Origin of the sequence: Flocculibacter collagenilyticus (assembly GCF_016469335.1) — a bacterium.
Lineage (GTDB): Bacteria > Pseudomonadota > Gammaproteobacteria > Enterobacterales > Alteromonadaceae > Flocculibacter > Flocculibacter collagenilyticus.
Window position 1 is genome coordinate 1,493,275 of record NZ_CP059888.1, and the last position, 12,635, is coordinate 1,505,909.

Below are 12,635 nucleotides of genomic sequence, written 5' to 3' on the forward strand. Positions count from 1 at the left end.
TGTAAATTAATTAGGAAAGGAAGGGCGAACGATATCGCCGAATGATTAAATCGAGGTAAAAAGATGCAAGTTTCTGTTGAGACGACTCAAGGTTTAGAACGCCGTCTTACTATTTCAGTACCAGCTGATTCAATTGATGTTGAAGTAAAAAATCGTCTTCGCCAATTGTCAAAAACTCAAAGAATTGACGGTTTCCGTCCTGGTAAAGTTCCTGTAAGTGTTATTCAAAAGCGTTATGGTGATGCAGTACGTAACGAAGTTGCTACAGATCTTATGCAACGCAACTACGTTGAAGCAATTATTGCTGAAAAAATTAACCCAGCAGGCGCACCTTATTTTGAGCCTAAGGTTAATGAATCTGGTAAAGATTTAGAATTCACTGCAACAATTGAAGTTTATCCTACTGTTGAAGTTAAAAATGTAGAAAAAATTGCAGTTGAAAAACCTGTTGTGGAAGTCGACGATTCAGACCTTGACAACATGATGGACACGCTAAGAAAGCAACATGCTACTTGGGTTGAGAAAAAAGGCAAAGTTGGCAAAAACGAACGTGCAAGCATTGACTTTGTTGGTTCAATTGACGGTGAAGAGTTTGAAGGCGGAAAAGCTGAAAACTTCATCCTTGAAATTGGCGCTGGTAGAATGATCCCAGGCTTTGAAGAAGGTGTAACTGGTCTTAAAGCGGGCGAAGAAAAAACGATCGAAGTAACTTTCCCTGAAGATTACCATGCTGAAAACCTTAAAGGTAAAGAAGCTAAATTCGACATCAAAGTAAACTTAGTTGAAAAGCAAAAGTTACCAGAGTTAGATGATGAATTTGCTACATTGTTCGGTGTTACTGACGGTGGTGTAGAAGCGCTACGTGCTGAAGTTCGTAAGAACATGGAACGTGAGCTTGCTCAAGCAATCAAAACTAAGGTTAAAGAACAAGTTATCAAAGGTTTAATCGCTGAAAACGAAGTTGAACTACCTAAGTCACTAGTTGATCAAGAAATCGATAACTTGCGTAAGCAATCAATGCAACGTTTTGGTGGTCAAGTAGATCCTAAAAACATGCCTGAGCTTCCAGCTGAGTTGTTTGAAGAGCAAGCAAAAGACCGCGTTAAAGTAGGTTTACTACTTGGTGAAGTGATCAAGACGAATGAATTGAAAGCTGACGAAGAAAAAGTAAACGCGTTAATCGAGTCGATGGCTTCTGCATACGAAAACCCGCAAGAAGTTGTTGATTACTATAACAACAACGCAGAATTAATGCAGCAAATGCGCAACGTAGCGCTTGAAGAGCAAGCAGTTGAGTTACTTTTAGACCAAGCAAAGGTTAAAGAAACAAAAGCTAAGTTTGACGAAGTAATGAACCCTCAAGCTGCATAATGATGATAATTGTTGACTTCTGATTGAAGCAATGGTTTAAATGGCTCGTATTAAACGGGCCATTTTTATTTAAGGGAAGCATAACTATATGATTTTAAACTCAGAAAAGAGTTCGGTCACAGACCCTCTAAGTGCACTCATTCCTGTTGTCATTGAACAAACAGCGAAAGGTGAGCGATCTTTTGACATCTATTCGCGATTGCTAAAAGAGCGTGTTATTTTCTTAACTGGGCAAGTTGAAGATAATATGGCGAACCTGATTGTTGCGCAGTTATTATTTTTAGAATCAGAAAACCCTGAAAAAGACATATTCATTTATATTAACTCTCCAGGTGGCTCAGTAACTGCTGGTATGGCAATTTATGACACCATGAAATTTATTAAGCCAAATATTAGTACAGTATGTATGGGGCAAGCAGCAAGTATGGGCGCATTTTTACTTTCTGCTGGTGAAAAAGGGAAGCGTTTTTGCTTACCAAATTCACGCGTAATGATTCATCAACCACTCGGTGGTTTCCAAGGCCAAGCATCAGATTTTGAAATACATGCTAAAGAAATTCTTAGCATTAAAGATAAATTAAATAGACTACTTGCTGATCATACTGGTCAAGATATCGAAAAAGTTGCGCAAGATACAGACCGCGACAACTTTATGAGCGCACAAGATGCGGTTGATTATGGGCTAGTTGACTCCATATTAACGCATAGAGAAACAAAATAAGTTTGTTAACCTTTCAAATCGAGGTAATAATATAGTTATTACCGATTTGATAGTGCTAGTTAAGAGGTACTTGCATGCCCGAAAACCGAAATGATGGTGACAACGGAAAATTGCTTTATTGTTCATTCTGTGGCAAAAGTCAGCATGAAGTAAAAAAACTTATTGCTGGTCCTTCTGTTTACATTTGTGATGAATGTGTAGAGCTGTGTAACGATATTATTCGTGAAGAAATAAAAGAGCTGGCACCAAACAAGCGTGACGAAGAAAAACTTCCAACACCAATGGAAATTCGTTCACACTTGGATGAATATGTAATAGGGCAGGTGCACGCCAAAAAGGTGTTATCTGTAGCTGTATATAATCATTATAAGCGACTAAAAAACTCTGGTCCTGAAAGTGCAGTCGAATTAGATAAAAGTAATATCTTACTTATCGGCCCAACAGGTAGTGGTAAAACATTACTTGCTGAAACGTTAGCTCGTTTGCTAGATGTGCCTTTCACTATGGCAGATGCAACAACGCTAACAGAAGCTGGTTACGTTGGTGAAGATGTTGAAAACATCATTCAAAAGTTATTGCAGAAGTGTGATTACGATGTTGAAAAAGCACAGCGAGGCATTGTGTACATTGATGAAATTGATAAGATTTCTCGCAAATCAGACAATCCATCAATCACACGTGATGTTTCTGGCGAAGGCGTTCAGCAGGCGCTACTTAAGCTGATTGAAGGTACGGTGGCTTCAGTTCCTCCTCAAGGTGGAAGAAAACATCCTCAGCAAGAGTTTTTACAGGTTGATACATCAAAAATCTTATTTATCTGTGGCGGTGCATTCGCAGGCTTAGATAAAGTGATTGAAATGCGTAGCGCTAAAGGCACTGGTATTGGTTTTGGTGTTGATGTTAAAGGCGTTAGCAGTGAGCGTAGCATTAGCGAAAGCTTCAAAGATGTTGAGCCAGAAGACTTAGTAAAATACGGTTTGATCCCAGAGTTTATTGGGCGCTTACCTGTAGTGACTACATTAACTGAATTAGATGAAGACGCTTTAATTCAAATCTTACAAGAGCCAAAAAATGCGTTAACTAAGCAATATGCAGCCTTGTTTGAGATGGAAGGTGTTAATCTTGAGTTTAGAGAAGACGCCCTAAAAGCGATTGCGAATAAAGCAATGGTAAGGAAGACAGGAGCTCGTGGTTTACGCTCAATTGTTGAAGGCGTACTGCTTGAAACAATGTATGAATTACCTTCATTGGAAAACGTAAGCAAAGTTGTTGTTGATGAAACAGTAATTAAAGGCGAATCGTTGCCAATTATGATTTACGAGAACAATGAAAAGCAGCAAGCTGTTTCTGAATAGTTAAATTCGTACAAAAATCATCCAAAAAGGAGCTGCAATAGCTCCTTTTTTGTTTTTTACGTTGAAGTTTTTGAACATATCCCCATATACTTTTCCAAGTCATTTCATAAAATTAAAGATTCCGAGAATTATCATGACGCTTGAACGTACGGATCATATTGAAATTCCAGTATTAGCTTTGCGCGATGTAGTTGTATATCCGCATATGGTTATCCCTTTATTTGTCGGCCGCGAAAAATCTATTCGTTGTTTAGAAGCCGCAATGAATACCAATAAACAAATTTTCCTTTTGGCACAAAAAGATGCGTCAGTAGACGAGCCAGAAGAAGAAGATATGTTTGAAGTAGGTACTGTGGCCAATATTCTACAGTTACTTAAATTACCAGATGGTACTGTAAAAGTGCTGGTTGAAGGCAATCAACGCGCTAAAATTGAAAAATTTAAAGACACAGACGACTTTTTTACTGCAGATATACAATTCTTAGTAAGTGAAAATATCGATGAACGTGAGCAAGATATATTTATCCGCTCAGCCATTAGCCAGTTTGAAGGCTATGTAAAGCTTAATAAAAAAATACCGCCTGAAGTACTCACCTCAATTACAGGTATTGATGACCCTGCAAGGTTAGCGGATACGATGGCGTCGCACATGCCATTGAAAATTGAAGACAAACAAAAAGTGTTGGAAATTTTTGATGTAACAGAGCGCCTTGAGTACTTAATGGCGTTAATGGAAGGCGAAATTGATTTACTTCAAGTAGAAAAGAAAATTCGCAGCCGTGTTAAAAAGCAAATGGAAAAGAGTCAGCGTGAGTACTATTTGAATGAGCAAATGAAAGCAATTCAAAAAGAACTAGGTGAACTAGACGATGCGCCTGACGAATTTGAAGCATTAGCGCAAAAAATTAAAGAGTCGCAAATGCCAGAAGAAGCCGAAAAGAAAACAACGGCTGAACTACAAAAATTAAAAATGATGTCTTCAATGTCAGCTGAAGCAACAGTTGTACGCAGTTATATTGATTGGATGATCAGCGTTCCATGGAAAAAGCGTAGCAAAGTTAAAAAAGACTTATCAAAAGCAGAAGATATTCTTGATTCTGATCACTACGGTTTAGAAAAAGTTAAAGAACGTATTGTCGAATACCTTGCCGTTCAGCAAAGAACTAATAAAGTAAAAGGTCCAATCCTTTGCTTAGTAGGTCCACCAGGTGTGGGCAAAACCTCTTTGGGTCAATCTATTGCTAAATCTACTGGCCGCAAATATGTTCGTATGGCGCTTGGTGGTGTGCGTGATGAAGCAGAGATTAGAGGCCATAGACGAACGTATATCGGTTCAATGCCGGGTAAGATTATTCAAAAGATGTCTAAAGTGGGTGTTAAAAACCCACTATTTTTATTAGATGAAATAGACAAAATGTCTTCTGATATGCGTGGCGACCCATCATCTGCACTTTTAGAAGTGCTAGATCCTGAACAAAATACAAGTTTTAATGATCATTACCTAGAAGTGGATTACGACTTGTCTGATGTTATGTTTGTTGCTACGTCTAACAGCATGAACATTCCAGGTCCATTACTGGATCGTATGGAAGTGATTAGACTGTCTGGTTACACTGAAGATGAGAAGCTTAATATCGCTCAGCGTCACCTAATTGCAAAGCAAATTAAACGTAACGGGTTAAAGCCAGAAGAAGTTGATATCACTGAAAGTGCAATTATCGGCATTATCAGGTATTACACGCGTGAAGCGGGTGTGCGTAGCTTAGAGCGCGAAATTTCAAAAATTTGTCGTAAAGTCGTTAAGAAAATTCTGCTTGAAAAGTCTACTAAGCAAATAGCTGTAACGGATGACAATCTAGAAGAATATTTAGGTGTTCAACGTTTTGATTACGGTAAAGCAGAAGAGAATAACCGTATTGGTCAAGTAACAGGATTAGCTTGGACTGAAGTTGGCGGAGACTTACTAACGATTGAGTCGGCTGCGGTGCCTGGCAAAGGTAAGCTTAGCTTTACGGGTTCACTTGGTGAAGTGATGCAAGAATCAATTCAAGCCGCGATGACTGTTGTTAGAAGCCGAGCAGAAAAGCTGGGTATTAATACGGACTTTAATGAAAAGCGTGATATTCATGTTCACGTACCAGAAGGCGCTACGCCAAAAGATGGCCCTTCAGCAGGTATTGCAATGGTAACAACGTTAATTTCATGCTTAACGGGTAATCCTGTGCGTGCAGATGTGGCAATGACGGGTGAGATCACCTTAAGAGGCGAAGTACTTCCTATCGGTGGTTTGAAAGAGAAATTGCTTGCAGCGCATCGAGGAGGAATTAAAACCGTTTTAATTCCTGATGAAAATAAGCGCGATCTAAAAGAAATTCCAGATAATGTGAAAGGTGATTTAGAAATCATCCCTGTTAAATGGATTGACGAAGTTCTCGAAATTGCCCTCCAAGAGCCGCCAGAAGGCTTTAAAATTGAGCAATAACAACGAATTTTGCAAAAAAAACGAAAAAAAGTGTGCTTAAGGGCTTCCCAATTAAAAAAAACGTGTTAGCCTAAGCACAGTTGGTTGCAGACCTTATGAGATAAGGGCTAGCATCAAAAAGATTTAAAGTGGCGAGTATTTTCTTGCATCAAGAAATCAGTCTTGATATAAAACAGCACTCGCCACACAATCTAAACTGTGGTTTGAAAAAATAATAACAATTGAAGGGGATGACATTGTGAATAAGTCTCAACTAATCGACAAAATCGCTGGTAGTGCAGATATTTCTAAAGCTTCAGCTGGTCGCGCATTAGACGCATTCATTGAAGCTGTTACTGATACTCTAAAAGAAGGCGATTCAGTGGCTCTAGTTGGATTCGGTACTTTTTCTGTTCGTGAGCGTGCAGCTCGTTCAGGCCGTAACCCACAAACTGGCGAGACAATTCAAATCGCTGCGGCTAATATTCCTTCTTTTAAAGCTGGTAAAGCTCTAAAAGACGCTGTTAACTAAGACAGCTGTTTGAAGTAAATATTTAGGAGTGGTAGTTCAGTTGGTTAGAATACCGGCCTGTCACGCCGGGGGTCGCGGGTTCGAGTCCCGTCCACTCCGCCAAACACTTCAATATAAAAGGCGCATCTGTTAAGATGCGCTTTTTTTATAATAAGCAAGTTACAACGAGAAACATAAGATGTTAGAGAGAATACGTGAAGGCTCGCAAGGGGTTGCGGCTAAAATCGTACTTGGTTTTGTAATTATTACTTTTGCATTAGCTGGTATTGGTAGTTATTTGGGGCAAAGCTCTGATGTACCAGTTGCTATTGTTAATGGTGAAAATATTAACCAAGCACAATTCGAGCAAGCTTACCAAAATGAACGTGCGAGAATGGAACAGCAGTTTGGGCAAATGTTTTCACAACTTGCTGCAGACGAAAGTTACATGGAAAAATTTCGCCAAGGTGTTGTTGACCGTTTAATTAATGATTTACTGCAAGACCAAGCAGCAAAAGAATTAGGCTTACGTGTTAGCGATGAAGCAATTAAAGAATCTATCGTTAAGATGCCAGAATTCCAGCTTGATGGTAAATTTGATAATGACCGTTATTTAGCTGTATTGCGTCAAGCAGGCTTTCAACCTAGTGCATTCAGAGATTATTTAAGAACTGAGATGACACGTCGTCAACTTGGTCAAGCAGTAGCTGTAACAAGCTTTGCACTTGAAGGTGAAGTTAAAGCACAAGAAGCATTGGCACAACAAGTTCGTCATGTTGAGTATGCAACCATTGATGCAAACCAATTCAAAGATGCAGTAACGCCAACGGAAGAAGCACTTCAAGAGCATTACCAAATGAATAGCACTCAATTTGAAACTGATGAACAGGTTAAGGTTGAGTACGTTGAATTAAACGCAGCAGATATTGCAAAGAATATTGAAGTATCTGATGAAGAAGTTCAGCAATATTACGAAGAAAATCTTGCCAACTACAAAACAGAGAAAAAAGTGAGAGCTTCTCACATTCTAATAGAGTTTGGTGATGATGAAGATGCAGCACGGAAAGAAATTGAAGCAATTCAGGACGAGCTGAAAAGTGGCGCTGATTTCGCTGAACTTGCTAAAGCTAAATCTCAAGATACGTTTAGTGGTGAGCAAGGCGGTGACTTAGATTGGTTTGAAAAAGGCATTATGGATCCTGCATTTGATGAGGCTGTATTTGAATTGTCTGAAGTGGGTGATTACAGCGATATCGTTAAGTCTGAATTTGGTTTTCATATCATTAAACTGACGGATGTTAATGACAGTGAAACAACTGAGTTAGCTGAAGTTAAAGACAAGATTGCAGCTGAGCTGAAACAAGCTCAAGCAACTGAACAATTTTATGATCTTCAACAACAACTTAGCGAACTAAGTTTTGAGGTTCCTGATACCTTAGAAGATGCAGCCGTTGCGATTAATGCAGACGTTAAAGAAACAGCGTTTTTCTCGAAAAATACTGCGCCAGCTGCACTTAGTAATCCTAAAGTGATTAACGCAGCATTTTCTGAGCAAGTTGTACAAGAGAACTTAAATAGTGATGTGATAGAGCTATCTGACGAGCACGTGATTGTGCTTCGTATGGTTGGACATAAACCTGCAAGAACAAAATCTTTTGATGAAGTAAAAGAAGAAGTAACAGCTGCAGTGGTTCAACAAATGGCGAATGAAAAAGCAAGCGAGCTTGCTGATAGCATTATCGCAAGTGTTAAGTCTGGTTCTGAGCTTGAAACTGCTGTTACAACTCACAACTTAACACTTGAAAAGGTAGAAGCATTAACTCGCCAAGACAATGCTGTGAACTACGACATTAAGCAAAAGGCATTTAGCCTACCGCACCCTTCAGCAGAGGTTAAATCAATTGAAAAAATTGAGCTGGCAAGCGGCGGTGTAGCAGTGGTTAATGTTGTTGAAGTAAAAGATGGCGAAATTGCTGAAGATTTAACTGCGGCAGAGCAACGTTTAGCGTCGGTTAATGCACAAGCTGACTACAAAACGTTTATTGAGCAACTTAGAGCAAAAGCTGAGATCGAAAAGCCGATCAATAACTAAGTAAAAGTTGTGAAATACCGTGTAAGATAAATCTTACGTGTACAAGAAAGAGCCGAAAGGCTCTTTTTTGCTTTATATGACCAAAAGTATAGCTAAAAATTAAGCGTGTTTGTTTTTACACGTATTGGCTGAATCGGTTTATTTTATCTAGTAAGAAATAGTGGCAGTAGTATATGGAAAATGAAATAGAACCTTCATTTAAGGTTAGCACGAGAATTTGGTGGAATATTACTTGGAAAACGTTTGTATTTGGTATTCCACTTTCGTTTGCAGGTGGCTTTTTCGGTGTGATTTTAGGATTAGCGGTGACCGGGGGGAATGACTCATCAGCAAATACTATTGCCAGTATATGTTCTGCCTTGGCCATTATTCCAGTTGCAATTATCGTTGTTAAGTCCTGCCTTAACGAGAGTTATGGGAAATATAGAGTTTCAATTACTGAAGTTAATGAATAAGTGAATATTTAATAGCAAATATCACTATTACGAAGTGAATGCGGCTCAACTGAGATGTTTTAGTTTAGCCGCTATATGTGTTACTTAGAGCCAGATAAGATGCAGAAGCCCATAGGGCTAGCATAAATACTGCCCTACAAAGCTTTATTCGATGTTAGTTAAAGCTATATCGCAGGCCTACCATTACGATTGTAGGATCAATTTGTACATCAATTTTCTGAATTGTATTTCCATTCAATTTTACTTCACCGTCTGAGTCTATGTCTGCCCATGATGCCATTGCATGAATGCCCCAGTCTTTGTTAAGAGAATAATTAAACCCAGCTTGGAGTGCTAAGCCAACAGAGTCATCTAAATCTAAAGTTAGGTGATCATCGTTGCTAATAATATCGAGACCAGTGAGCGCAGCATCTAGGCCACTTACTTCTTCTTCAAAGAATATAGTGTAGTTAATACCTGCGCCTACGAATGGGCGAAATGCTTGTTCCTTGCTGCCAAAGTGGTACTGCATTAATAACGTTGGAGGCAAATGTTTTGTTGAACCTGCTGCTAATTTATTAACAGCGCTGGCAGTACTCTTAACTTCAATATCATGGCTAAATGGTGTAGCTGCAACTAGCTCTACAGTCCAGTTATCGTCGATGTCATAGTCAAAGGTCAAACCTAGTTGAGTGTTACTGTCTACGCTCACCTGAGTCGAGTTGACAGGCAGGCCCGCTAGTGTTTCTACAGTATTTAAATAGCTACTGTCATCGTTTGGCATTACAGAGATTGCACCAACGTTTACATGAAAATTAGCCATTGCAGAAGAGCTTGCTAATAGTAGTGAAGTGGCGATCAAGTTAGGTAATAGTTTCATTTGTTTTCCCCTTTACAATTTTGTGGGGAGTGTAGCTAAACGAATGGCGTGAACTATGTTCTAGATCAAGTTTCTGCTTACCTTATTAAAAGATAAAGCGAAATTTGATCTAGATCACCTATGAAAAGTGGATAAGTTTAAAAAGTCGATAAATACTGTTTAACTGTAGTAGCAAGTTGGTGTGCTGCGTCGTGATTGAAACGAAAGAACAGTTCAGGTTCGATTAACTCCAGTTCCATTATGGCGAGTTGCCCATTATTGTCTTCAATAATATCCACACGGGCATATAAAGGTTGTGGCGAGCAGGCGGCGATAGCTGCTTCAGCAAATGCAATTTGTTCCTGATTGGGCGTATATTGCGCAACGCTACCACCATGATCATCTTGAACGCGAAAGTCGCCTTTTTTAGCCGTTTTCTTAACAGCATGAGTCACTTTTCCACCCATCACCATCAGTGATAATTCACCCTCGGTAACAATATTCTTTTGAAAAGGCTGTAACATAAAGTGCTCGTGTTGTATCAACGTATCTAAATGGGCTTGAACTTGATTAACGTTAGACTGGTTTATACGGTAAGTATGCCTAGCTGCACCAGAGATGACGGGCTTTAAGATGGCTTCCTCAAATTGGTATTTATCCATTTCTTCCGCCAAAGAATACGTTTGATTTTGCTCAAGAATATAAGTATCAACCACATTGATACCTTTATTTTGCAAGTCATGTAGATAGCGCTTATCAAAATTCCAAATAATGGTGTTGATATTATTAATGGTCTGTACTTTATCTTTTATTGAATTTAACCAAGTAGAAAATTCGTCAAAGCGATCAAAATAATCCCATGTTGTTCTAAACAATAAAGTTTTAGCTTGCTCCCAATCAAACGAAGGATCAGACCATGAACGCTTAGTAACTGTTAAACCCTGCTCGGTAAGTGCATCTATCAAGATTTGATCTTCTAACAGTACTTGAAGTGAGTACCAATCAAGTTTCTTTTGCGGAGTAAAACATTCTGCTGCGTATTTATCCTCGGTAAGAACAACTACATCGTATTGTTTAGTCACTAATCAGCCCTCGCATTTAGTTTTTCTATTTAGTTGGAAGATGTTTGTGCAATTTTTTATTATACCCATGGTAGCCCCACTCTTAATAGAGCATACAAACATGACTTAAAAGACATCACTTTGTTTAAATAATGTGTGAACAACATACCCGCTTCTTTTAATGTTGTATGTCATGCTTTGGTTCATGCTAAATTAGATAAATAACAGAGATGTTCTCACAATATTCTAATAACAAACAATGGGAATAACATGACAGATATAGTGGCGCTAATTAATGGTTCGCCGAATGGGTTGCTTATTGTTGTAACCATTGCCGTTTTAACATTAGTTCTTTTATCGATTATTTTATTATTTTTACGTCTATCTAGATTGATAAATACAAATGCCCAAAGTACAAATCAACAAGTTCAAACCCAAGATGTATTAGCGTCAACGTTAGCTGCCTTAGTAAAACAAGTGCACACTGTTGAGCAACAACAGCAGTCATTTCAGCAGCAATTACTTCATGCGAATCAAACACAACGAGAAGCTAGCTTAAAAGCGAACCATGACTTAAGTACTCAGCAGCAGGCTAGATATAATCATCTTAAAGAACAGTTAATACAGCAAGTAAATCAGCACCAAATTAATAATGAACATCGTCAGTCAGCCCTTCAAGCCGCCATAACACAATTATTGGCTGAGCAAAAAGAGCAATTTAATATCAACCAACTCAATGCGGTTGAGCAGTTAGTCAAATTGCTAACAGAGTCAACAAAATCTAATAGAGAAGAATTAAGTAAATCGCTCATTCAAAATGCAGAAGCGCTGGGTAATAGAATGACAGAGTTAACGCAGTCTACCGATAGGCGTTTGCAAGAAATTGGTGGACAGGTTGAAAAAAGGTTAAGTGACGGCTTTGAAAAAACCACAAAAACCTTTAATGATATTTTACAGCGACTTGCATTAATTGATGATGCGCAAAAGAAAATTACTGAACTCTCTACCAATGTGGTGAGTTTGCAAGAAGTGTTAGCAGATAAACGAACACGTGGAGCATTTGGTGAAGTTCAACTCACAGGCCTAATTCGTAATGTATTGCCTGAACAGCACTTTTCTTTACAGCATACGCTTAGCAACGGAAAAATTGCCGATTGCGTGATGTTTCTGCCAGAACCTACTGGTAATGTCGTCATTGATGCGAAGTTTCCTTTAGAGAGCTTTCGTAAAATGATGGATAACGAGCTTGCAGACAGTGATCGCGCAGCTGCTAAAAGGCAGTTTAAACAAGATATCAAAAAGCACATTAATGATATTGCGAGCAAATATATTCTAGAAAAAGAAACCTCTGATGGTGCGTTAATGTTTATTCCAGCAGAAGCGGTGTTTGCCGAAATTCATGCTCACCACGCCGACATGGTAGAGTATGCCTATCAAAGTAGAGTGTGGTTTGCATCGCCAACCACCTTAATGGCAATATTAACGACAGCGCGTTCGGTCATTAAAGATGAAGCAACGCGTCAACAAGTTCACCTTATTCAAGAACATTTAATTAAACTGGGAGCAGATTTTGGCCGATTCAGAAACCGTTTCGATAATTTAGCAAAGCATATCGACCAAGCCGCGTCAGACGTAAAACAAATACACACATCAGCCTCAAAAATATCTAATCGCTTTGAGCAAATAGAGAAAGTAGATTTAGCAGATAAAGAGCTAGATGTGGCAATCAAACCAGCATTAACCAAACAGGTTTAAATTTAATAATAGGTA

Annotated in this window: 10 protein-coding genes and 1 tRNA gene; 9 read left to right on the top strand and 2 right to left on the bottom strand. The window is 38.8% G+C overall.

The genetic code is table 11. The features are described 5' to 3' along the window. Nucleotides 1–63 precede the first annotated feature (63 nt). The 8 genes from tig (at nt 64) to HUU81_RS06680 (ending at nt 8,966) form a co-directional block, all read left to right on the top strand. Nucleotides 64–1,371 carry a trigger factor gene (gene tig / locus HUU81_RS06645; RefSeq protein WP_199611454.1) on the top strand — a complete coding sequence of 436 codons (1,308 nt, stop codon included), beginning with the start codon at nt 64–66 and terminating at the stop codon, nt 1,369–1,371. Nucleotides 1,372–1,459: 88 nt separating this feature from the next. Then, entirely contained in the window at nt 1,460–2,092 is a 633-nt protein-coding gene (clpP, locus tag HUU81_RS06650; RefSeq protein ID WP_199611455.1) for an ATP-dependent Clp endopeptidase proteolytic subunit ClpP, read from the top strand. A gap of 74 nt (nt 2,093–2,166) precedes the next feature. After that, nucleotides 2,167–3,447, top strand: coding sequence for an ATP-dependent protease ATP-binding subunit ClpX (gene clpX / locus HUU81_RS06655; RefSeq protein ID WP_199611456.1), 1,281 nt, complete (start codon nt 2,167–2,169; stop codon nt 3,445–3,447). 133 nt (nt 3,448–3,580) lie between these two features. Then, complete coding sequence (lon, locus tag HUU81_RS06660; RefSeq protein WP_199611457.1) at nt 3,581–5,929, top strand: endopeptidase La; 2,349 nt, start codon at nt 3,581–3,583, stop codon at nt 5,927–5,929. Nucleotides 5,930–6,167: 238 nt separating this feature from the next. Further along, nucleotides 6,168–6,440 (top strand): nucleoid-associated protein HU-beta, encoded by a 273-nt coding sequence (gene hupB / locus HUU81_RS06665; protein WP_199611458.1) that lies wholly within the window; start codon nt 6,168–6,170, stop codon nt 6,438–6,440. Between the two features lie 25 nt (nt 6,441–6,465). Beyond that, nucleotides 6,466–6,542: transfer RNA gene (locus HUU81_RS06670), tRNA-Asp, on the top strand. A gap of 76 nt (nt 6,543–6,618) precedes the next feature. After that, the gene (locus tag HUU81_RS06675) at nt 6,619–8,511 is read left to right on the top strand and encodes a SurA N-terminal domain-containing protein (RefSeq protein WP_199611459.1); all 1,893 of its coding nucleotides are present in this window, start codon (nt 6,619–6,621) and stop codon (nt 8,509–8,511) included. A gap of 173 nt (nt 8,512–8,684) precedes the next feature. Continuing rightward, the gene (locus HUU81_RS06680; RefSeq protein WP_199611460.1) at nt 8,685–8,966 is read left to right on the top strand and encodes a hypothetical protein; all 282 of its coding nucleotides are present in this window, start codon (nt 8,685–8,687) and stop codon (nt 8,964–8,966) included. A 154-nt stretch (nt 8,967–9,120) separates the two neighbouring features. Here the strand turns inward: HUU81_RS06680 and HUU81_RS06685 are convergent, their stop codons facing one another. Both HUU81_RS06685 and HUU81_RS06690 read right to left on the bottom strand, forming a co-directional pair. Continuing rightward, a complete protein-coding gene (locus HUU81_RS06685) occupies nt 9,121–9,825 on the bottom strand; it encodes an OmpW/AlkL family protein (protein ID WP_199611461.1) in 705 nt (234 codons plus the stop codon). Nucleotides 9,826–9,962: 137 nt separating this feature from the next. Next, a complete protein-coding gene (locus HUU81_RS06690; protein WP_199611462.1) occupies nt 9,963–10,886 on the bottom strand; it encodes an ATP-grasp domain-containing protein in 924 nt (307 codons plus the stop codon). Nucleotides 10,887–11,135: 249 nt separating this feature from the next. Between HUU81_RS06690 and rmuC the strand changes: the two genes are divergently transcribed. Beyond that, nucleotides 11,136–12,620 (top strand): DNA recombination protein RmuC, encoded by a 1,485-nt coding sequence (gene rmuC, locus HUU81_RS06695; protein WP_199611463.1) that lies wholly within the window; start codon nt 11,136–11,138, stop codon nt 12,618–12,620. Nucleotides 12,621–12,635: the final 15 nt, after the last annotated feature.